Raw genomic sequence first — 22,050 nt, forward strand, 5'->3', positions numbered from 1 at the left:
CATCATAGCCGGGGCCGCGCCGCCTGCCTATCGGGTCCGCCGCACACGCCGCCCGGCGCCACCCGCGCGCCAATGAAAAACGGCGCCGCAAGCGGCGCCGTACAAGGCTTTCCTTCGATCGGCCGGACGCTTACGCGCCCGAACCGTCGCGCTGTGCGCGACCGCGCTTGATCCACGCCTCGAGGTTGTGCGGACGAACCGTGTCCCACTCCTCGAACGGCTGATGAATCCACGGATTCGTCGGCAGGAACTGCGTGTGATAGTCGGGCTTGACCTTCGAGCACCCCTTGTACCAGAGCACGGCCGAACGCACGGCCGTCACGGACGGATAGCGTTCCTTCAGGTGCTCCTGCACGCGTGCGAGCGTGACGCCGGAATCGACGAGATCGTCGACCAGCAGGACGTTGCCCGCCAGGTTGCCGCGCGTCATCGTGATGTACTGCGCGATGTCGAGCTCGCCCTGCTCGGTGCCGGCTGCTTCCCGGTACGAGCTCGTCGCGAGGATCGCGAGCGGCACGTCGTAGATGCGCGACAGCTGGTCGCCGACGCGCAGGCCGCCGCGCGCGAGGCACAGGATCTGGTCGAACTTCCAGCCCGAGGCGTGCACCTGGAGCGCGAGCAGCTCGATCAGCCGGTGATACTCGTCCCAGCCTACCCACAGGTTCTTGTCGTCGTTGCGCGGATCGGTCATCAAGTCTGCCGCCGTCATCGTGATTTGCTGCGTCATCTGGGAATTACACCTTGAACGGATGGCGGAGCAGGATCGTTTCGTCGCGGTCCGGGCCCGTCGACACCATGTCGACCGGCACGCCAGCCACTTCCTGGACACGGGACAGGTATGCCTGTGCATTCACCGGCAGCGCGTCCCACGTCTTGATGCCGACCGTGCTTTCCTTCCAGCCGGAGAACGTTTCGTACACGGGCTCGCAACGCGCGACGTCGACCGCGCCACGCGGCAGGATGTCCACGTCCTTGCCGTCGACCTTGTAGCCGACGCACAGCTTGACTTCGTCGAGGCCGTCGAGCACGTCGAGCTTCGTCATGCACAGGCCCGACACGCCGTTGATCTGGATCGAACGGCGCAGCGCAGCCGCGTCGAGCCAGCCGGTGCGGCGCGGACGGCCCGTGACCGAACCGAATTCCTTGCCGACGTTCGCGAGCGTGACGCCGACCTGGTCCTGGCGCTGCGGGTTGTCCGCATCGTACAGCTCGCTCGGGAACGGGCCCGAGCCGACGCGTGTGCAATACGCCTTCGTGATGCCGAGGATGTAGTTGAGCTTCTGCGGACCGACGCCCGCGCCTGCCGACGCCGCACCCGCGACGCAGTTGCTCGACGTGACGAACGGATAGGTGCCGTGGTCGATGTCGAGCAGCGTGCCTTGCGCGCCTTCGAACAGCAGGTTCTGGCCCGCGTTGTTCGCGTCGTACAGGCGGCGCGACACGTCGGCCACCATCGGCTTCAGGCGGTCGGCATAGCCGAGCATCGTGTCGAGCGTGGCCTGGAAGTCGACGGCCGCACCGCCCAGATACTGGGTCAGCACGAAGTTGTGGTAATCGAGATTTTCGCGCAGGCGATCGGCGAAGGTCTTCGCGTCGAACAGGTCCTGCACGCGCAGCGCGCGGCGGCCGACCTTGTCTTCGTACGCGGGGCCGATGCCGCGGCCCGTCGTGCCGATCTTGCCCACGCCCTTGCGCGCTTCGCGCGCCTGGTCGATCGCGATGTGGTACGGCAGGATCAGCGTCGTGGCTTCGGAGATGAACAGACGGTCGCGTACGTTCACGCCGGCCTCTTCGAGCTCGCCGATTTCCTTGAACAGTGCTTCGGGGGACAGAACGACGCCGTTGCCGATGTAGCAGGCGACGCCTTCACGCATGATGCCCGACGGAATGAGGCGCAAGATCGTTTTCTTGCCGCCGATGATGAGGGTGTGGCCGGCGTTGTGACCGCCCTGGAAACGCACGACGCCTTGAGCGTGGTCCGTCAGCCAGTCGACGATCTTGCCCTTGCCTTCATCACCCCATTGCGTTCCCACGACGACGACATTGCGCCCGGGAGTCACGTTCACTGCGCTGGCAGACATGTTGATTCGTTAGCTGGTTAAAAACGTATTCTACCTATGTTCGCGGGCGATTCCGAATTTTTCCGTTTCGCTTCAACGATATGCACGCCGAAGCGCAGCCCGCGAACGCCTGTTTATCGGGGTTCGACCACCCATGCGCCGTTGCGCTCGACGAGCGAACGATCGCAGGCGAATTCGTCGAGCACGTGGTCGTGGCCCGGCAGCGCCTGGATCACGACCTCGCCCGCATCGCGCAGCGCCGCGACCGCCGCGCCGAGCGCGTCGTCCTGCGCCCACGGCGCGAGAATCGCGGTGCCGCGCGCCTCGACCGGCGAAATCCGCGCGAGTTCGCGCAGGTCGAGCGAAAAGCCGGTTGCCGGGCGGGCCCGGCCATAGGCCTGCCCCACGTGGTCGTAACGACCGCCGCGCGCGATCGCGTTCGGCACGCCGTCGATGTAGGCGCTGAACATCGCGCCGCTGTGATACGCGTAACCGCGCAAATCGGCGAGATCGATCGCGACTTCGACGCCCTTCGGCTGCGACGCAAGCTGCGCGAGATCGTCGAGCGCCCGCGTGATTTCGGGCAGCACCGGCAGGCGCGTGCGCGCCTCGGCGAGCACGCTCGCGTCGCCGTAAAGGTTCGGCAGCGCACGCAGCGCGGCGCGCGTATCGGCGCCGAGATCGTCGGTCAGCTCGTTCAGCAGCGGCACGTCCTTGCCCGACAGCGCGTCGTACAGCGACTCGCCGCGCTCCGCGGCCTGCGCGTCGCGCGCCAGCAGCGCCGCGAGCACGCCCGCGTGACCGAGGTCGAGGCGGATCCGCGACAGGCCCGCGAGATGCAGCGCGTCGAGCATCAGCTGCTGGATCTCGAGATCGGCTTCCAGCCCGGCGTGGCCGTAGATTTCCGCGCCGATCTGGATCTGTTCGCGCGTCGCGTGCAGCCCGCGCGGACGCGTATGCATCACGTGGCCCGCATAGCAGAGGCGCGTCACGCCCTGACGGTTCAACAGGTGCGCGTCGATCCGCGCGACCTGCGGCGTGATGTCCGCGCGCAGGCCGAGCGTCCGGCCCGACAACTGGTCGACCAGCTTGAAGGTGCGCAGGCGCAGATCGGCGCCCCCGCTCGTCAGCAGCGACTCGAGATACTCGAGCAGCGGCGGCATCACCATTTCGTAGCCGTACGAACGGAAGCGGTCGAGCAGCCTGCGGCGCAGCTCCTCGATCTTGCGCGCTTCCGACGGCAGCACGTCGGCGATATTCTCGGGAAGTAACCAGGTCGACATCGGTACGGTCCTACGACGGGAAACGGCGCGCGACACGCGCGCCGCGAGTTGAATCGGAACTTCGAAATCGGGCGGAACGAACGGCGGATGCGCCGTCCGGATCGGGGCTCCGGTCAGGTCGCGAGCAGCAGCAGCACGAGCCCGAGCACCATCACGATCAGCCCGCCGATCCGGATATGATGCGGCGGCCGCTCGGCTATTCTACGAAACGTGTCGCGCCAGGCGACGGGAAACACGAAGGGGAACGCCCCCTCGATGATCAGCATCAGCGCTACTGCGAGCAACAACGAGCCAGCCAGGTCCATGCGAGCGACGGCGCCGCTCGACGCGGCGCCCCAAGGTCAATGTTTGCGGGGAGCAGGCGCCGCCGGTGCGGCGCCGCCCGTCGGGCTGCGCATGAAGCGGAAGAACTCGCTGTCGGGATCGACGACGATGATGTCGTTGCGCTTGAACGTATTCCGGTAGGCCTGCAGGCTCGCGTAGAACTGATAGAACTGCGGATCGCGGCCGAACGCGTCTGCGGCGATCGTCGCGGCCTTCGCATCGCCCTCGCCCTTGATCGTCTGCGCGGACTTGTACGCGTTCGCGAGCACGGCCTGCTGCTCGCGTTCGGCGTCGGCCTTGATCTGCTCGACGTCGGCCGCGCCTTGCGCGCGCACTTGCGCCGCCTGATCGCGCAACGCACCGATCATCCGTTGATAGACGGCATCCGTCTGCGCGGCCGGCAGGTCGACGCGCGTCAGCTGGACGTCGACCACGTCGACGCCGAAACCGGTCGCATTCGCCTTCGTCGCATCGCGCGCCGCATCGGCGATCGCACGTTGACCGCCGAGGGCATCGTCGAGCGCCCGCTTGCCGAATGCGTCGCCGAGCGCGCTCTTCAGCGCGCCGGACAGCCGTTCGGCCGCCGCCGCCGGGTCGCCGCCCGTCGCCGTGAAATATTTCATCGGATCGCTGATCCGGTACTTCACCGCATACGCGACGAGCAGGTCGTGCTTGTCTTCGGTTGCCAGTTGCAGCGGATCGGACGACTCGAGCGACTGCAGGCGCGTGTCGATCAGCGTGGCCGTCTGCAGCGGCGGCGGCAGCTTGAAGTGGACGCCGGGGCCCGCGAGCTCGGGCTGCGTGCCGTCGCGGCCCGACAACACGGCCGCATGGCGCGGATCGACGGTGAGGACCGTCGACGATGCCGCGAAGGCGACGATCACGATTGCGACGACGAGCGCAATGATTCGGTTCATGTTCTGCGCTCCCCGTTACTTCGTATCGTCTTCACGCGACCGGCTGCGAAACGCTTCGCGCGATCGCAGCACGTCGACGCCCGACGCGGTGGCGGCCGGTGCGGCGCTCGCCGGCGCGGCAGCGGCTGCCGACGGCACGGTTGCCGCCGGTGCGGACGCCGCATCGGCGGCGGATGCGCCGGTCGACGCCGCGGCGTTTTGCCGCCCCTGCTCGACGAGCTTGTCGAGCGGCAGATACACGACGCTGTTGCCGCCCTTGTTGCCGACGAATACCTTCGTCGCGTTCGAATAGATTTCCTGCATCGTCTCGAGGTACATCCGCTCGCGGATGACCGCCGGCGCCTTCGAGTACTGCGCGTAGACCTGCTTGAAGCGGTCCGCGTCGCCTTCGGCTTCGGTGACCACGCGGTCGGCATACGCCTTCGCTTCGTCGACGAGCTTCGCCGCATCGCCCTGCGCCTTCGGCAGCAGGTCGCTCGCATACGCCTGCGCGGCGCGCTTCGCGGCCTCGCGCTCGTCGCGCGCCTTCGCGACTTCGGCGTACGCGGCCTGGGTCTGGTCGGGCGCCGCGACGCTCTGCATCGTGACGGCCGTGACCTCGAGCCCCGACTGGTAGCGGTCGAGATCGCGCTGAATCGCGGTGGACAGCTGCTCGCGCAGCGCATCGCGGTCCTGGTTCAGCATGTCGGCCGCGCTGCGCGTGCCGACGATCGCGCGCACCGCGGCCTGCGCGGCCTGCGACACGCTGCGCTCGGGATCGACGCTGCGGAACAGGTAATCGGTGGCGGAACGAATCCGGTACTGGACGATGAAGCGCACGTCGACGATGTCGGCATCGCGCGTCAGCATCGCGGCTTCTTTCACGTTCGCGAGACGCACGACGTTGTTGCGGCCGATCTCGATCGAACGGACCTGCGACGTGTCGACGATCTCGTGCGATGCGAACGGATACGGCGCGCGCCAGTGCACGCCCTGGCCGACCGTGCCCGACAGCTTGCCGAGCTGCAGCACGACGCCCGTCTGGCCTTCCTGCACGACGAACAGCCCGCTGCCCGCATACACCGCGACCAGCACGCCGATCACGATGCCGACGCCGACCCGTGCGGCCCGGCCGTTGTCGGGACGGAAGCCGTTGCCGCCCTTGCCGCCGAACAGGCCGCTCAGGCGCCGGTTGAAGTTGCGCCACATCTCGTCGAGATCGGGCGGACCGTCGCCGTCGCCGCCTTGCGGACGCTTCGATTCGTTCGCGCGGGGGCGGGATCCGTCCTTGCCATTGCCTTCGCCGCGTCCCCAGCGGGGATCGTTGATCGACAGCAAGGCGCGCATCCGCCGCCAGGTACTCCGCTCGTTGTATTCGTTCACCAGAGTTTGTTCACCAGATTAGACGCCGGCGAACCGGCCGGGACCGGTTAGCGCCCGTGTTCGGAAATCGTGTGGTCTTCGTGCGGTTCAGCGGACGTGCCATCGAGCGCGTCGGGTAACGTCGCGCTGGAAAGGTGTTCCGCGGAGGCGATTTCGGCGATGGCGGCACGCAACGTATCGAGACCCTGACCGGTGCGCGCGCTCAAAAAGACGCGCGAAATATTACCATACTCGTCCCGCTCGACCGCGTCGCCGCGGGCCGCCAGCTCGGGCACGGCGTCGATCTTGTTGAAGACCAGCACCTGCCGGATCGTGTCCGCGCCGATCTCGTGCAGCACGCCGTTGACCTGCTCGATCTGCTCGAGCCGGACCGCGCTCGACGCATCGACCACATGCAGCAGCAGATCCGCATGGATCGTTTCCTCGAGGGTCGCGCGAAACGCCGCGACGAGCTGGTGAGGCAGCTCGCGGATGAACCCGACCGTATCGGACACGACGATCTGCCCGACCTCGTCGCCGAGGTACACGCGCCGCGACGTCGTATCGAGCGTCGCGAACAGCTGGTCGGCCGCGTAGGCCTGCGCTTTCGTCAGCGCATTGAACAGCGTCGACTTGCCCGCGTTCGTATAGCCGACGAGCGACACCGACATCGTGCCGCTGCGCGCGCGCTGCCGGCGCTGCGTGCTGTGCTGGCGACGCAGCCGGTCGAGCCGCGACTTCAGCATCTTGATGCGTTCGCCGATCAGCCGGCGGTCGGTTTCGAGCTGGGTTTCACCCGGGCCGCGCAGGCCGATACCGCCCTTTTGCCGCTCCAGGTGGGTCCACGCGCGAATCAGCCGGGTCGACAGGTATTGAAGCTGCGCGAGCTCGACCTGCAGCTTGCCTTCGTGGCTGCGGGCACGCTGCGCGAAGATGTCGAGGATGAGGCTCGTGCGATCGACCACGCGCCTGTTAAGTGCCTGCTCCAGATTGCGTTGCTGGGCGGGCGCCAAGGCGTGGTTGAAGATGACGATTTCGACGTTGTGCGCATCGCAGGCGAGCCGCAATTCTTCGGCTTTGCCGCTGCCGATGAACATCTTGGCATCGGGACTGGCGCGTCGACCCGTGAGGGTGACGGCGGGACGGGCCCCCGCACTGGAGGCGAGAAGACTGAGTTCTTCGAGACTGGCTTCGAAATCGGTCTTGCCGAAATCGATGCCGACGAGCGCTGCGTTGATCAAATTATCGGGTGTCAAGATAAGGCGGCTGGCATCGGTCGCTCGCGGCGACCGGATGCCGGCCGCTGCGATAGGTTAGGACGAGGCTTCCGCGTCCGGGTGGAAATTCACCGGGCGCGCCGGCACGACCGTCGAGATGGCGTGCTTGTAAACCATCTGGGTCACCGTATTACGGAGCAACACGACGTACTGGTCGAACGATTCAATGTTCCCTTGAAGCTTGATGCCGTTGACGAGGTAAATCGAAACGGGAACGTGCTCTTTGCGCAGTGCGTTCAAAAACGGGTCTTGTAACAATTGCCCTTTGTTGCTCATGGCGTACTCCATCTTTTTTTGCAGGTTGATCTGGATTGGCGGCGAAGAAAAAGAGATCCGGCGCCAATCGCTACACTATAGCTGATTTTGCCTGCCCCGCCCGGGCGTAGGCCATGCGGCCTAGCCCTTGCGGGACGTGCTTCAGCCCTTGTCCGCGTACGGGTTGTTCGACGAACGGAACTCTATGCGCAATGGAGTCCCGGTCAGCGAGAAAGTTTCGCGGAACCGGTTTTCGAGGTAGCGCTTGTAGGTTTCCGTCACCGCGTCGAGCGCGTTGCCGTGGATCACGATGATCGGCGGATTCTGGCCGCCCTGGTGCGCGTAGCGCAGTTTCGGACGCACCGGGCCGCGACGGCGCGGCTGCTGGAATTCGACCGCCTCGATCAGCGCGCGGGTGAGCTTCGGCGTCGGCAGCTTCGACATCGCGGCCGCGTAGGCATCGTCGACCGAGCGCATCAGCGCGCCGATGCCCGTCTTCTTCGCGGCCGAAATGAAATGCGATTTCGCGAAGTCGAGGAATTTCAGCTTGCGGGTCAAATCCGCTTTCGCGCGGTCGCGCGCGTGGTCGTCGAAGCCGTCCCACTTGTTCACGCCGATCACGAGCGCGCGGCCCTGCTCGACGACGAAGCCGGCGATGTGCGCGTCCTGGTCGGAAATGTCCTGCTGCGCATCCAGCAGAAGAATGACGACGTTCGCGTCGGAGATCGACTGCAGCGTCTTCACGACCGAGAACTTCTCGATCGCCTCGAACACCTTGCCGCGGCGCCGCAGGCCGGCCGTGTCGATCAGCGTGTATTTCTTGCCGTTACGCTCGAAGTCGACGTAGATCGAATCGCGCGTCGTGCCCGGCATGTCGAACGCGATCACACGGTCTTCGCCGATCAGCGCGTTGACGAGCGTCGACTTGCCGACGTTCGGACGGCCGACGATCGCGATCTTGATGCCGCGCGACGGATCATCCTCCTCCGCTTCCTCGGGCTGGCCGGCGTACGCGACTTCGAGCGCCTCGTTGATCATGTCGGTCACGCCGTCGCCATGCGCGGCCGAGATCGCGCGCGGATCGCCGAGCCCGAGCTCGTAGAAGTCGGTCGCGACCGCCGTGTACTTCATCCCCTCGGCCTTGTTGACGACCAGGAAGATCGGCCGGCCGGTCTTGCGCAGGTAGTCGGCGATCGACTTGTCCTGCGGCGCGAGTCCGTTACGGCCGTCGACGATGAACACGACGACGTCGGCCTCCTCGACGGCCTGCCGCGTCTGGCGCGCCATTTCGTGCAGGATGCCGTCCTTCGCGACGGGTTCGAAGCCGCCCGTATCGACGACCAGGTAAGGCCGTTCGCCGACGCGCCCTTCGCCGTAATGGCGATCGCGCGTCAGGCCCGGCAAGTCGGCGACCAGCGCATCGCGCGAGCGCGTGAGCCGGTTGAACAGCGTGGATTTCCCCACATTGGGGCGCCCAACGAGGGCAATGACCGGTTTCATCTGTGTTTTCTACGGTGAAGCGCAGCAGCGGGAGGCCCGCTGCTGCGGGCGGCTGCGCTGAATGAAAATATCACGAATTCGCGCCGCGCCGGATGCGCGCGCCCGGCGCGCGCGCGCGCCGTCGTCTTTCGTCTCGAACTGCCTTTCAAATACCGAGCGGCCGGGAACGCCGGCCGCCTTCAAGTCGCGCGGCCGCGGCGCGCGGGACCTGCCCGCCGCGCCACGGCCACGCCTGTTTCGTGCGCGTCAGCGCGGACGGAACCCGTACAGGCCACCGTCCTTCGTCTGCACGACGAGCGTATTGCCCGCGAGGACCGGCGCCGCCGTGATCGCGCTGCCGTCGGTCTTCATCCGCGCGATGAAGCTGCCATCCTCGCGCGACAGGAAGTGCACGAAGCCCTTGTAATCGCCCATCACGACCGCGTGCCCGAGCAGGTACGGCACGCCGACGTCACGGCTCTTCAGCTTGTCGTTGCGCCAGAGCTGGTTGCCCGTGGCCGCGTCGTACGCGGTGACGACCGACCAGTCGTCGCCGCCGGCGACCACCGAATCGTCCTGCGCGAGGCCGCTGCGGCTCGAGAACGGCTTTTCCCACAGTGGCCGGCCCGAGTTCGCATCGAAGCAACCGAGCTGACCCTGGAACGTCACTGCGCAGGTTTCCGCGCCCACGAGCGTCGGCGGACCGCTGACGTCGTTGATGCGCTCGACCTCGGTCACGCCCTTCGGGAACGACACCGGGGTCTGCCAGAACGGCTCGCCCGTCTGCAGGTTGATCGCGACGAGACCACCGCCCGGGAAGCCCGCGAGCACGGCCGCGTCGCCCGCAAACGTCATGCCCGCCGACACGCGCAGGTTCAGCGGCACCGCACGATTGCGGTAGTTCCACTTCTGCTCGCCCGTCTGCGCGTTGAACGCGATCACCTGGCCGTCGATCGTGCGGACGACCACGAGGCCGTTGCCGACGAGCGGCGGCGAGAAGATCTCGCCCTGCACGCTGGTCTTCCACAGCTGCTTGCCGTCCGGGCCCAGCACGAACACGCCGCCCTTCAACGCACCGACCGCGGTCAGGTTGCCGTCGCTGCCGACTCCGGCCGACAGGTCCGAACCGACCTTCGAGCGCCACAGCGTCTGGCCCGTCTTCGCGTCGATCTTCTCGACCGAACCGTTTTCGCCCGCCGCATAGACGGCGTCGCCCACGGCCACCGGCGAGAACAGGTAGCGCCCGCCCTTGCCGACGCTCGCCTTCCAGACCTGTTGCACGTCCATGACGGGCTTGAACTCGGTGAGCGGCGTCGGCACGCGGCGCGCGTCCTTCGACGACGAGCAAGCCGCCAAAGCGAGGACAGCCGCCGCGCAGGCAACGGGCACAGCGTAACGTTTCAGCAAATTCATCGGTTAGCGAAGCAGAGTTAAGAGGTTGAGGGGACCGGAATTCAGCCGCCGAGCGCGTCCAGCTTGAACTGCACGAGCTGGCGCGCGGACTGGTCGTCCTTCGACAGGCCGTCGAGCGCGAGCTTGTAAGCGGCGCGCGCGTCGTCGGTCTTGCCTTGCGCGGCAAGCAGATCGCCGCGCCGATCGGCCACGAGGCCCTTGAATGCATCGACCGGCGTACCCGACAGCAGCGCGAGGCCCGCGTCGTACGCCTTCTCGTCGAGCAGCAGCGACGCGAGACGCAGCTTCGCGATCTGCTTGTACTCGTCGTCCTTGGCGTGATCGACGGCCCATTGCAGCTGTGCCTTCGCGCCGGCCGCGTCGCCGGCCGCATACAGCGTCTTCGCGGCCGCGAGCGCCGTCATCTGCGCATACGGCGTACTGCCGAACTTGTCTTCCATGTCGGCAGCCGCGCGGGCCATCGTTGCCTTGTCGTTCGCGGCGGCAGCCTTCTGGACCTGCTCGTACAGCCCGGACGCCTCGGCAGCCTGACGGCGCTGCCAGTAGTTCCAGCCGTTGAAACCGGCCGCGACGACGAGCGCCGCGAGCACGATCCACGTGGTGAGGTTGCCCCAGCGGGCCCACCACGCCTTCAGACTTTCAATCGATTCTTGTTCGTCGTGATAACTCATCGGCGAGCGATTCCTTCCTGTTCAGGCTTTTCTTGTCGAGCGGATGCCAGCGCGATCAGTCGTCGCCGTCTTCGGCGGATGCAACCATCGCATTGATTAGGAATTCGGTCAAGCTTTCGACCGGTACGGTCTGCTGAACGTTCTTTTCCCCTTCCGCACCCGCGCCGCGCAACGCTTTCACGCCCACCGTGCCGTTCGCGACCTCTTCTTCGCCGAAGATCACCGCGAACGCGGCGCCGCTTGCGTCGGCCCGCTTCATCTGCGACTTGAAGCTCGCCGGCGCGCCGTCGGCGCTGCAGTGGAAGATCACGTCGAGGCCCGTGTCGCGCAGACGCTCGGCCGCGATGAACGCCTGTTCGCGCGCGGTTTCGCCCTGGTGCACGACGTACACGTCGACGCCTTCCTGCTCGGGCGCGAGATCCTCTTCCTTCAGCAGCTCGAGGATGCGCTCGATGCCCATCGCCCAGCCGCACGCGGCGGTCGGCTTGCCGCCGAGCTGCTCGATCAGCGGATCGTAGCGGCCGCCGGCCGCGACCGTGCCCTGCGCGCCAAGCTTGTCGGTCACCCACTCGAACACGGTCAGGTTGTAGTAATCGAGCCCGCGCACGAGACGCGGGTTGATCTTGAACGGAATGTTGTTCGCGAGCAGCAGGCGCTGCAGCCCTTCGAAGTGCGCGCGCGATTCGTCGCCGAGGAAGTCGATCAGCTTCGGTGCGTTCTGCGCGATGTCCTGCAGTGCCGGATTCTTCGTGTCGAGCACGCGCAGCGGGTTCGTATACAGGCGACGCTTCGCGTCCTCGTCGAGCACGTCGGCGAACTGCTCGAGGTACTTGATCAGTTCGACGCGGTGCGCGGCGCGCTCTTCGGCGAGGCCGAGCGAGTTGATCTCGAGCTTGATGCCGGTCAGGCCGAGGTCGTCCCACAGGCGCTGGCACATCATGATGATCTCGGCATCCGCATCGGGACCCGCGAAGCCGAGCGCCTCGACGCCGACCTGGTGGAACTGCCGATAGCGGCCGCGCTGCGGACGCTCGTGACGGAACATCGGGCCGATGTACCACAGGCGCTTCGGGCCGTCGTACAGCATGTTGTGCTCGATCGACGCACGCACGACGGCCGCGGTGTTTTCCGGGCGCATCGTCAGGTTCTCGCCGTTCAGCGCGTCGGTGAAGCTGTACATCTCCTTCTCGACGATGTCGGTGACTTCGCCGATGCCGCGCGTGAAGAGCTGCGTATGTTCGACGATCGGCGTGCGGATGTTCTGGTAGCCGTACGCGCGCAGCAGCGATTTCACGGTAGCTTCGAAGAATTCCCACAGGCCGGCATCCTGCGGAAGGATGTCGTTCATGCCCTTGACGCCGGTGAGCTTCTCGATCTTGCGTTTCTGTTCAGTCATCGTTCGTGTGTGTGGACGAATTAGTTCAGGGCCTCGGTGCGGCCGTAATTGCGTGCGACGTAGTCGCTGACGATCTGCTGGAATTCCTCGGCGATCCGCTCGCCGCGCAGCGTCTTGACCTTCTCGCCGTCGATGAAGACGGGTGCGGCCGGGTTCTCGCCCGAACCCGGCAGGCTGATGCCGATGTTCGCGTGCTTCGATTCGCCCGGGCCGTTGACGATGCAGCCCATCACCGCGACGTTCATCTTCTCGACGCCCGGATATTCCTTGCGCCAGACCGGCATCTGCTCGCGCAGGTAGGTCTGGATCTGCATCGCGAGTTCCTGGAACAGCGTGCTCGTCGTACGGCCGCAGCCCGGGCACGCGATCACCATCGGCGCGAACGAGCGCAGGCCCATCGTCTGGAGGATTTCCTGGCCGACGATCACTTCGCCCGTGCGCGACGCGCCCGGTTCCGGCGTCAGCGAGATGCGGATCGTGTCGCCGATCCCTTCCTGCAGCAGCACGCCGAGCGCCGCCGTCGACGCGACGATGCCCTTCGAACCCATGCCGGCCTCGGTCAGTCCGAGGTGCAGCGCGAAGCCGCAGCGGCGGCCGAGTTCGCGGTACACGGCGATCAGGTCCTGCACGCCGCTGACCTTGCACGACAGCACGATGCGGTCACGGCCCAGGCCGAGCTCCACCGCGCGTTCGGCCGAGCCGATCGCCGACTGGATCAGCGCCTCGTACATCACGCTCTGCGCGTCCCACGGCTGCGCCCGCGCGCCGTTCTCGTCCATCATGCGCGCGAGCAGGTCCTGGTCGAGACTGCCCCAGTTCACGCCGATCCGCACCGGCTTGTCGTACTTCGCCGCGGCCTCGATCATCTGCGCGAACTGCGTGTCGCGCTTCGCGCCCTGACCGACGTTGCCGGGGTTGATCCGGTACTTCGACAGCGATTCCGCGCAGCCCGGGTAGTCGCGCAGCAGCAGGTGGCCGTTGTAGTGGAAATCGCCGACGAGCGGCACGGTCACGCCCATCCGGTCGAGCTGCTCGCGAATCGCCGGCACGGCGGCCGCGGCTTCGGGCGTGTTGACCGTGATGCGCACCAGTTCGGAGCCCGCATTCGCGAGTTCCTTGATCTGGATCGCCGTGCCGATCGCGTCGGCCGTGTCGGTATTCGTCATCGACTGCACGCGCACCGGCGCGTCGCCGCCGATCGTCACGAGTTGCCCGCCCCAGCGGACATCCACCGCATGCGATACGCGGCGCGGCTGATGCCCGCCGAACACCGGCTCGGTTGAACAAATCTGACTGCTGCGTGGGGATTGAGCTTCGGATTGCATCGATAGATCCATTTACGCGGAATGCGCCGCGACGCGGCGCATGAATTGAAAAAGCGCCGTGCCCTCACGGCCTGCCGAGATCGACGACAGGCCTTCGCCACGGCGCTTGACGTCAGGGCAACGTGAACCGCGCCACGTTACCCCGCGCTGCCGAATATTTTGCCGGATCGACCGGTTTTCCGTCGAACGCAACCGCGTCGAGGCCGGCCTTGTTGCCGATCGTGACCTTGAACGGCCCGTCACCGGCCACCTGCTTCGTTTCGCCGGCGCGCACCAGCGCCGAGAACAGCTCCTTGCCGTTCTTGTCGCGCACGCTGAACCAGCAATCCTGCTTGACCTTCAGTTCGACCATCGACTGACCGGCCGCCACCACGACGCTGGCCGGCTGGGCCGGCGCGGCCGTGCTTGCCGCCGCCGTGGCCGCCACGGGCTGCGACGCAGCGGCAGTCGCGACCGGCGCCGCGGGCGCCGGAACAGCCGACGCGATCGCCTGCGCCGGGGCAGCCGATGCAGCAGCCGGGGCCGGAACCGCATTCGTCACCGCGCCCGACGCGGCGTTCGTGGCCGCTTCTTCAGCAGCCGACGATGCCGTCGCCGCGCTCGCGGCCGACGCATGCTCGGCGTCGCCGCCCTTGAAGCGTGCGAGCAGGCTCGACGAATCGCCGCCAGTGTGCCACATCAGTACGGCGACCACCGCGACGATGACGATCCCCGTCCCCCACAGCCACGGATGGTGACGCGACGAGCCGCCGAGCGGAATCGACACGCGGCCGCGCGGCAGATCCGTGCCCGACGACGCCGGCATCGACAGGTCGACTTCCGGCACCCCGCGCTCGCGGCGCAGCGCCTGCGCGAACGGTTCCGGATCGACGCCGAGCATCTTCGCATAGCTGCGCACGACCCCGAGCGCGAACGTCACGCCGGGCAAATGGCTGATGTCGCCGGCCTCGAGCGCCCGGAGCTTTTGCGGTGCGACCTTGAGTCGCGCCGACACGTCGTCGACCGACCAGCCCTTCGTCTCCCGAAGCTGCGCCAGCCGGCTGCCGACCGCCGCCAGCGATTCCAGTCCCGCCGGTGCCGGCTTCGCGGCATTCGTCTCTGCGCCGTTAGACGGCTGCGGCTCACTCATCCTTGTCCTCGCGTCGATTCTTCTTCACTGGCGGCCGCCGCCGACTCCCGCCGGCCGGCACCCGCAACTGTTCATACCCTGCGCGGCGCCGAGGCGCCGCGACCGATCGCTATTCGCGTGTTGCACCGCCAAAGGGTTCGGGCACCCCGGCCAGGTGCCCCCGTCAAACTGCCCGAACTTCGATGATTTTTCCTGCTGCGCCCGTTCGTTCCGCGAGGCGCGTGCGATCCTTCACCGCGCCGGCCAGCTGCCCGCACGCGGCGTCGATGTCGTCGCCGCGCGTCTTGCGCACGGTCGTGACGACACCCGCGTCGATGAGAACCTGCGCGAAGCGCTTGATCTGCTCCGGCTTCGAGCGGATGAGGCCCGATTCCGGAAACGGATTGAACGGGATCAGGTTGAACTTGCACGGCACGTCGCGCGTGACGGCCAGCAGTTCGCGCGCATGCGCTTCGGTGTCGTTGACGCCGTCGAGCATGCAGTATTCGAAAGTGATGAAGTCGCGCGGCGCGACCTTGAGATAACGCTGGCACGCGGCCATCAGCTCGCGAAGCGGGTACTTCTTGTTGAGCGGCACCAGCTCGTCGCGCAGCGCATCGTTCGGCGCGTGCAGCGAAACGGCCAGCGCGACCGGCAACTCGGCGCCGAGGCGGTCCATCATCGGCACCACGCCGGACGTCGACAGCGTGACGCGGCGGCGCGACAGGCCGTACGCGTTGTCGTCGAGCATCAGTCGCATCGCGGGGACGACCGCGCTGTAATTCAGGAGCGGCTCGCCCATGCCCATCATCACCACGTTGGTGACGACCCGTTCGGCCTTGCCGTTCGGGCCGGGCGCGCGGCCCAGCGACGCGCGCAATGCAAATTCGGCCATCCGGAGCTGGCCGATGATTTCAGCTGTCGACAGGTTGCGGGAGAAACCCTGCTTGCCCGTCGAACAGAAGCGGCAGTTCACCGCGCACCCGGCCTGCGACGACACGCACAGCGTGCCGCGCGTCTCTTCCGGGATGAACACGGTTTCGACCGCATTGCCGTTTCCGACGTCGATCAGCCACTTGCGCGTGCCGTCGGTGGAAACGTGATCGCTGGCGATCTCCGGCATCACGATCGACGCGCGGCCCTTGAGTTTTTCCCTCAGGGACTTCGCGAGATCGGTCATGCCGTCGAAATCGCCGGCGTTGTACTGGTGGATCCAGCGCTGCAATTGCTTGGCGCGGAACGGCTTCTCGCCCAGGCTGCCGCAGTACGCGACAAGACCCTCGGCATCGAAGTCGAGAAGATTGACGGAAGTTTCGCTCGTCATGATGTGCTGCCTTGCCGCGTGCGCTGAATCCTGCCTACTTGCTGTCAGCCAGGGCTTAACGCGAGTAAACGTTCATTTCCGGGAAGAAGAACGCGATTTCGACCGCTGCCGTTTCCGCAGCGTCCGAGCCGTGGACGGCGTTCGCGTCGATGCTGTCGGCGAAGTCGGCGCGGATCGTGCCCTTTTCCGCCTTCTTCGGATCCGTTGCGCCCATCAGGTCGCGGTTCTTCAGGATCGCGCCTTCACCTTCCAGAACCTGGATCATCACCGGGCCCGAGATCATGAAGTCGACGAGGTCCTTGAAGAACGGACGCGCTGCGTGAACTGCATAGAACTTCTCTGCGTCAGCACGCGACAGGTGTGCCATGCGCGATGCGACGATCTTCAGGCCGGCGCCTTCGAAACGGCTGTAGATCTGGCCGATCACGTTCTTTGCCACCGCATCCGGCTTGATGATCGACAGGGTGCGCTCGATTGCCATAAAAACTCCAAAAAATTAAGAAGTTACAGGTTCAAATGAATCCGCTATTGTAGCACGATCCCGTGTATCATTGCGATTGAACCCTTACACGAATGAAAGGTTCAGAATCCATATGTTTTGTGCCGCCGGGCCATTGAAACCTCCCGGCACGGAACGTATCTTAGCCATAGCTGCCCCGGTTTGCTGCGCCGCACATCGCGCGCGCCGAACCGGCCCCGGACGCCCACGCGTTCAATGTTAGGAGAAACCATGAACGACTATCCGTACAATTTCGGCCGCGGCGGTTCCGTCAGCACCGCCGAGGTTCGCAACCGCGTGCTGCGGAACACGTACTGGCTGCTCGCGCTGTCGATGGTGCCGACCGTGCTGGGCGCCTGGGTCGGCGTCGCGACGGGCTTCTCGCTATTCGCGGCCACGAGCCCGATGATGAGCCTGCTCGCGTTCTTCGCGATCGCGTTCGGCTTCATGTTCGCGATCGAGCGGACGAAAAACAGCGCGGCCGGCGTGTTCGTGCTGCTGGGCTTCACGTTCTTCATGGGCCTGATGCTGTCGCGGCTGCTGAGCTTCATCCTCGGCTTCTCGAACGGCCCGTCGCTGATCATGCTCGCGTTCGGCGGCACCGGCATCATCTTCGCCACGATGGCGACGATCGCCACCGTCAGCAAGCGCGACTTCTCCGGGCTCGGCAAGTGGCTGTTCATGGGCGTGATCGTGATCCTGCTCGCGTCGGTCGCGAACATCTTCCTGCAACTGCCGGCGCTGATGCTCACCGTATCGGTGCTCGCGATCGCGATTTTCTCGGCGTACATGCTGTTCGACGTCCAGCGCGTCGTGAACGGCGGCGAGACGAACTACATCTCGGCCACGCTCGCGATCTACCTCGACCTGTACAACGTGTTCACGAACCTGCTCGCGCTGCTCGGCATCTTCGGCGGCAACCGCAACTGACGTTCGCTGCGCACCACGAAAAAACCGGCCCGCGGGCCGGTTTTTTTACGTCCGCCGCCCGGCTCAATCGCGCTCGAACAGCGCGATCGATTCGACGTGCGACGTATTCGGGAACATGTTCACGACACCGGCGCCCTTCAGCCGGTAGCCGGCCTCGTGCACGAGCAGGCCTGCATCGCGCGCGAGCGTCGACGGGTTGCACGACACGTACACGATGCGCTTCGGCAGCGGACCTTCGCCGCTCTGCGCGATCTCGGCCAGCGCCTTCGACACCGCGAGCGCGCCTTCGCGCGGCGGGTCGATCAGGAACTTGTCGAATGCGCCGAGCGCGCGGAGGTCGTCGCCGGTCACTTCGAACAGGTTCCGGCACGCGAACGTCGTATGGCCGTCGACCCCGTTCTCGCGTGCGTTCGCCAGCGCGCGCGTGGTCAGCGTGTCGCTGCCCTCGATGCCCATCACTTCGCGCGACAGCCGCGCGAGCGGCAGCGTGAAGTTGCCGATCCCGCAGAACAGGTCGAGCACGCGATCGTCGCGCGACGGCGCGAGCAGGCGCAGCGCGCGGCCCACCAGCACGCGGTTGATCTGGTGATTGACCTGCGTGAAGTCGGTCGGCTTGAACGGCATGCGGATGCCGAATTCCGGCAGCGTGTAGTCGAGCGACACGTCGAGCGGATAGAACGGCGTCACCGTGTCCGGCCCCTTCGGCTGCAACCAGAACTGCACGTTGTGCTCGTCCGCGAACGCGCGCAGCAGCGCTTCGTCGTCCGCATTGATCGGCTCCAGCACGCGCAGCACGAGCGCGGTGACGGTCGAGCCGACCGCGAGTTCGATCTGCGGCATCCGGTCGCGAATCGACAGTCCCTCGACGAGCCGGCGCAGCGGCACGAGCATCGCCGACACGTGCGGCGGCAGCACTTCGCAGCTCGTCATGTCGGCGACGTAGCTGCTCTTCTTCTCGTGGAACCCGACCAGCACGCCGCCCTTCTTCGCGACGTTGCGCACGGTCAGGCGCGCCCGGTAGCGGTAGCCCCACGACGGGCCGTGGATCGGCGCGAACATCGTTTCCGCGCGCAGCTTCGCGAGATGCCACAGGTTGTCTTCGAGCACGCGTTGCTTGACCGCCACCTGCGCGCGCATGTCGAGATGCTGCATTGAGCAGCCGCCGCAGGTGCCGAAGAATTTGCACTTCGGCTGCGTGCGCAATACGCTCGGGCGCAGAATGTCGACGACCGTCGCCTGCTCGTAGCTCGGCTTGCGGCGGTAGCTCGAATAAGTCACGCGCTCGCCCGGCAGCGCGCCTTCGACGAAGATCACCTTGCCCGGCCCGCCGTCCTCGGTCACCGTGCGGCCGACACCGCGCGCTTCCATGTCGAGCGATTCGATCTCGAGAACCGGGGCGGGCCCGGGCGCGACGGGCGCATTTTTCGATTTGCGCGCAGAAGTGGGGACGGCTTCGGACACCAGCTTTTCCTGACAAACGTTGAAGAAGGCGAGATTGTAGACGACGAAAGCCTCCGTCGCGCGCTTTGGATGAGGCAGGCGTCGAACTTGCGCACGGACAGCCCGTGGCGCGACCGGGCGGCCATGCAATGCGGCTGCGGGATGCGCCTGCGGCAATGCCCGGCCGCAAATCAGCCGGGGCAACGCCCGAGGCCCAAGGCCCGACATTTCGCCCGACAGGAGATTCGACCATGCGATTGATCGACTGGAACATCCAATGGGGTCGGGACGCGGACGGCGTCGTCGATCTTCCCCGCACCGTCGCGGCCATTCGCGAGCTCGGCGATTTCGACGTGCTGTGCCTGCAGGAAGTCACGCGCGGCTTCGACGCACTGCCCGGCCGGCCGGGCCCCGACCAGTTCGGCGAACTCGCCGCGCTGCTGCCCGGCTATACGGTCGTCGACGCGATCGGCGCCGACCTGCCGGCCATCCGGCCGGGCGCACCGCGCCGCCAGTTCGGCAACGCCATCGCGACAAGGCTGCCGGTCGGGCGCGTGCTGCGCCAGTCGCTGCCGTGGCCGGCCGACGCCGGCGCGCCGTCGATGCCGCGCGTCGCGCTCGACATCGAGTTGCAGGCGCCGTTCGGGCCGTTGCGCGTGGTCACCACGCATCTGGAGTATTACTCGGCGCGCCAGCGGCTCGCGCAGGTCGACGCGCTGCGCGACCGGCATCGCGAGGCCTGTGCGCACGCGACCCACCCGGCCCGCGCCGAAACCGCCGAGGGGCCGTTCAGCGCGACCGGACAGCCACGCGATGCGATCGTCTGCGGCGATTTCAACAGTGCATTCGGCAGCGACGCATACCGGCGCTTCCTGGCGCCGCTTGCCGACGCGCCGGATTTCATCGACGCGTGGGTTGCGCGGCACCCCGGCCGCACGCCGCCGCCGACGGCCGGCGTCTACGATACGGTGCAATGGTCGGACGGGCCGCTCGCGTGCGATTTCGTGTTCGTGACCGACACGCTGTTGCCGCGCGTCACCCGCTGCGAGATCGACGGTAACGTGCGCGCGTCCGATCACCAGCCGGTGCTGCTCGACCTCGGCTGATCGGGCTGGCCGCGGCGCGGCCTGTCCGCGCTACGCGTCGAAGCCGGCCAGGTATTCGACCCAGTGTGGCGCCGGTTCCAGCGCAAGCGCGTTCTTCACGAGCAGGATCTCGTCCGCGTACTCGCTCGGCGTCAGGCCGCCGCGCATCAACTGGAACCGGCAATACAGCAGGTAGGTATTGACGACGTCGGTTTCGCAGTAGTTGCGGATTTCCTCGATTCGCCCGTCCTGGAACGCCGGCCATACCTGGCTGCCGTCCATCCCGAGCTTGCCCGGAAAGCCGCACAGCTTCGCGAGCGCGTCGAGCGGCGCATTGGCGCGCGCCTGATACATCGCGAGCACGTCCATCAGGTCGGTATGCCGCGAGTGATAGCGCGAGATGTAGTTGTTCCACTTGAACTCGCGGTCGTCCTCGCCGAGATCCCAGTAGCGGGTGGCGGGAATGCCGTGCACGAGCGCGCGGTAATGGAGCACCGGCAGATCGAAGCCACCGCCGTTCCACGACACGAGCTGCGGCGTGTATTTCTCGATTACGCGGTAGAACGACTGGATCAGCGTGGCTTCGTTGTCCTGCGGCGTGCCGAGCGAGCGCACGCGAAAACCGTTGTTGTCGCGGAACACGCACGAAATCGCCGCGATCCGCTGCAGGTGATGCGGCAGGAAATCACTGCCGGTCTTCTCGCGGCGTGCGGCGAATGCATGCTCGGCCACCGCGGCATCGTCGAGCGTCGCGGGCAGGTCTTCCAGACGGCGAATGCCGTCGACATCGGGAATCGTCTCGATGTCAAAAACGAGAATCGGAGTCATCAGTTACAGAACGGCGTCCTTGCGCACGCCGTTGGAGGCAAAGAACCGCTTGAGGCGCACCAGCGCTTCCTGCTGGATCTGCCGCACGCGCTCGCGCGTGAGCCCCATCTCGTCGGCGAGCTCCTCGAGCGTCGCCGGTTCGATGTGGTTCAGGCCGAAGCGGCGCTCGATCACGTGCCGGTGCTTGTCGGACAGCCGCGACAGCCACGCGCGCGTCAGCGTTTCGAGCTCGCGGTGCTGCACCTCGGCGTCGGGCGACTGGCTCTGGTCGTCGGGCAGCAGGTCGAGCAGGCTGCTCGCGGGATCGAGGTCGAGCGGCGCGTCGAGCGACGCCGTGTGTTCGTTGAGCGCGAGGATATCGGTGACTTCCTCGGCGGTCTTGCCGGTGAGATAGGCGATGTCGTCGATGCTGGCTTCGCGGCGTTCGGCCGCCTCGCCCGTCGACATCGAATTCTTTTCGAGGTGGCGCTTCGCGCGCAGCACCTGGTTCAGTTCGCGGATCACGTGCACGGGCAGGCGCACCGTGCGGGCCTGGTTCATGATCGCCCGCTCGATGCTCTGCCGGATCCACCACGTCGCGTAGGTCGAGAAGCGAAAACCGCGCGTCGGGTCGAATTTCTCGATCGCGTGCATCAGGCCGAGGTTGCCTTCCTCGATCAGGTCGAGCAGCGGCACGCCGCGGTTCAGGTACCCCTTCGCGATACTGACGACGAGACGCAGGTTGCGCTCGATCATCACCTGCCGCGCCTCGAATTCGCCGGCCTTCGCAAGACGCGAATAGCGCTGCTCTTCCTCGACGGTCAGCAGCGGCTTCACGCTGATGCGGTTCAGGTAATGCTGGATCGTGTCGGCCGTGAGTTCGGCCTGCAGCAGCGTGCGGAAATCGTCGACGTCGGGTGCGGCTTCCTGACGGCCTTCGCGCTCGTCGTCGCCACCTTCGGCCTCGGCGTCGCGTGCCTCGAGATCACGTTCGTTTTCCGCGACGTCGTCTTCGTCGTCCGTCGAAGCACCCACTCGCCCCACCGATGCTTGCGTGGCACGACTGATCTTCTCAGACTCGGCTTGCGGCTCGTGGCGCTTCGATTTCGGCATGGT

21 protein-coding genes are annotated in these 22,050 nt (G+C 66.4%); 2 read left to right on the plus strand and 19 right to left on the minus strand.

What is annotated here, in order from left to right; all coding sequences use genetic code 11:
• Nucleotides 1-130: 130 nt before the first annotated feature.
• From DTA15_RS00950 to ndk, 16 genes are all read right to left on the minus strand, one after another.
• Nucleotides 131-727: a phosphoribosyltransferase gene (locus tag DTA15_RS00950; RefSeq protein WP_006485899.1), complete on the minus strand. Its 597-nt coding sequence runs from the start codon at nt 725-727 to the stop codon at nt 131-133.
• A 7-nt stretch (nt 728-734) separates the two neighbouring features.
• A complete protein-coding gene (locus DTA15_RS00955; protein ID WP_006485901.1) occupies nt 735-2,081 on the minus strand; it encodes an adenylosuccinate synthase in 1,347 nt (448 codons plus the stop codon).
• A gap of 113 nt (nt 2,082-2,194) precedes the next feature.
• On the minus strand, nt 2,195-3,343 hold the full coding sequence (locus DTA15_RS00960) for an ATP phosphoribosyltransferase regulatory subunit (RefSeq protein WP_006485900.1): 1,149 nt from the start codon (nt 3,341-3,343) through the stop codon (nt 2,195-2,197).
• Nucleotides 3,344-3,456: 113 nt separating this feature from the next.
• Complete coding sequence (locus tag DTA15_RS00965; protein ID WP_006478685.1) at nt 3,457-3,648, minus strand: DUF2065 domain-containing protein; 192 nt, start codon at nt 3,646-3,648, stop codon at nt 3,457-3,459.
• A gap of 36 nt (nt 3,649-3,684) precedes the next feature.
• The gene (gene hflC, locus DTA15_RS00970; RefSeq protein WP_006485903.1) at nt 3,685-4,584 is read right to left on the minus strand and encodes a protease modulator HflC; all 900 of its coding nucleotides are present in this window, start codon (nt 4,582-4,584) and stop codon (nt 3,685-3,687) included.
• Between the two features lie 15 nt (nt 4,585-4,599).
• On the minus strand, nt 4,600-5,946 hold the full coding sequence (gene hflK, locus DTA15_RS00975) for an FtsH protease activity modulator HflK (protein ID WP_006493684.1): 1,347 nt from the start codon (nt 5,944-5,946) through the stop codon (nt 4,600-4,602).
• A 47-nt stretch (nt 5,947-5,993) separates the two neighbouring features.
• Nucleotides 5,994-7,166, minus strand: coding sequence for a GTPase HflX (gene hflX, locus DTA15_RS00980; RefSeq protein ID WP_006483315.1), 1,173 nt, complete (start codon nt 7,164-7,166; stop codon nt 5,994-5,996).
• Between the two features lie 72 nt (nt 7,167-7,238).
• Nucleotides 7,239-7,478: an RNA chaperone Hfq gene (gene hfq, locus DTA15_RS00985; RefSeq protein WP_006399927.1), complete on the minus strand. Its 240-nt coding sequence runs from the start codon at nt 7,476-7,478 to the stop codon at nt 7,239-7,241.
• A gap of 141 nt (nt 7,479-7,619) precedes the next feature.
• Nucleotides 7,620-8,957: a ribosome biogenesis GTPase Der gene (der, locus tag DTA15_RS00990; protein ID WP_012492655.1), complete on the minus strand. Its 1,338-nt coding sequence runs from the start codon at nt 8,955-8,957 to the stop codon at nt 7,620-7,622.
• Between the two features lie 246 nt (nt 8,958-9,203).
• Nucleotides 9,204-10,349 carry an outer membrane protein assembly factor BamB gene (gene bamB, locus DTA15_RS00995; RefSeq protein WP_006483316.1) on the minus strand — a complete coding sequence of 382 codons (1,146 nt, stop codon included), beginning with the start codon at nt 10,347-10,349 and terminating at the stop codon, nt 9,204-9,206.
• 41 nt (nt 10,350-10,390) lie between these two features.
• Nucleotides 10,391-11,020, minus strand: a complete 630-nt coding sequence (locus DTA15_RS01000; protein ID WP_006478678.1) for a tetratricopeptide repeat protein — start codon at nt 11,018-11,020, stop codon at nt 10,391-10,393.
• A gap of 55 nt (nt 11,021-11,075) precedes the next feature.
• On the minus strand, nt 11,076-12,416 hold the full coding sequence (hisS, locus tag DTA15_RS01005) for a histidine--tRNA ligase (protein WP_006483311.1): 1,341 nt from the start codon (nt 12,414-12,416) through the stop codon (nt 11,076-11,078).
• 20 nt (nt 12,417-12,436) lie between these two features.
• Nucleotides 12,437-13,741, minus strand: coding sequence for a flavodoxin-dependent (E)-4-hydroxy-3-methylbut-2-enyl-diphosphate synthase (gene ispG / locus DTA15_RS01010; RefSeq protein ID WP_006483314.1), 1,305 nt, complete (start codon nt 13,739-13,741; stop codon nt 12,437-12,439).
• Nucleotides 13,742-13,853: 112 nt separating this feature from the next.
• On the minus strand, nt 13,854-14,870 hold the full coding sequence (locus DTA15_RS01015; protein WP_012492656.1) for a helix-turn-helix domain-containing protein: 1,017 nt from the start codon (nt 14,868-14,870) through the stop codon (nt 13,854-13,856).
• A gap of 163 nt (nt 14,871-15,033) precedes the next feature.
• Entirely contained in the window at nt 15,034-16,173 is a 1,140-nt protein-coding gene (gene rlmN, locus DTA15_RS01020) for a dual-specificity RNA methyltransferase RlmN (RefSeq protein ID WP_006484457.1), read from the minus strand.
• Between the two features lie 55 nt (nt 16,174-16,228).
• Nucleotides 16,229-16,654: a nucleoside-diphosphate kinase gene (gene ndk, locus DTA15_RS01025; RefSeq protein ID WP_006478674.1), complete on the minus strand. Its 426-nt coding sequence runs from the start codon at nt 16,652-16,654 to the stop codon at nt 16,229-16,231.
• A gap of 249 nt (nt 16,655-16,903) precedes the next feature.
• Between ndk and DTA15_RS01030 the strand changes: the two genes are divergently transcribed.
• Nucleotides 16,904-17,602, plus strand: coding sequence for a Bax inhibitor-1/YccA family protein (locus DTA15_RS01030; protein WP_006484459.1), 699 nt, complete (start codon nt 16,904-16,906; stop codon nt 17,600-17,602).
• Nucleotides 17,603-17,665: 63 nt separating this feature from the next.
• Here DTA15_RS01030 and rlmD read toward each other — a convergent pair whose 3' ends face one another.
• Nucleotides 17,666-19,066: a 23S rRNA (uracil(1939)-C(5))-methyltransferase RlmD gene (gene rlmD, locus DTA15_RS01035; RefSeq protein WP_369718879.1), complete on the minus strand. Its 1,401-nt coding sequence runs from the start codon at nt 19,064-19,066 to the stop codon at nt 17,666-17,668.
• A 227-nt stretch (nt 19,067-19,293) separates the two neighbouring features.
• Here rlmD and DTA15_RS01040 point away from each other — a divergent pair, with 227 nt between their 5' ends.
• Nucleotides 19,294-20,148, plus strand: coding sequence for an endonuclease/exonuclease/phosphatase family protein (locus DTA15_RS01040; protein ID WP_006484455.1), 855 nt, complete (start codon nt 19,294-19,296; stop codon nt 20,146-20,148).
• Between the two features lie 30 nt (nt 20,149-20,178).
• On the opposite strand, the gene DTA15_RS01045 is transcribed toward DTA15_RS01040, so the two are convergent.
• Together DTA15_RS01045 and rpoS are read right to left on the minus strand one after the other, a co-directional pair.
• Entirely contained in the window at nt 20,179-20,955 is a 777-nt protein-coding gene (locus DTA15_RS01045) for a 3'-5' exonuclease (protein ID WP_006484453.1), read from the minus strand.
• Nucleotides 20,956-20,958: 3 nt separating this feature from the next.
• On the minus strand, nt 20,959-22,047 hold the full coding sequence (gene rpoS, locus DTA15_RS01050; protein ID WP_006484452.1) for an RNA polymerase sigma factor RpoS: 1,089 nt from the start codon (nt 22,045-22,047) through the stop codon (nt 20,959-20,961).
• Between the last annotated feature and the right edge of the window lie 3 nt (nt 22,048-22,050).

Origin of the sequence: Burkholderia cenocepacia, from assembly GCF_900446215.1 — a bacterium.
Classification (GTDB): domain Bacteria; phylum Pseudomonadota; class Gammaproteobacteria; order Burkholderiales; family Burkholderiaceae; genus Burkholderia; species Burkholderia cenocepacia.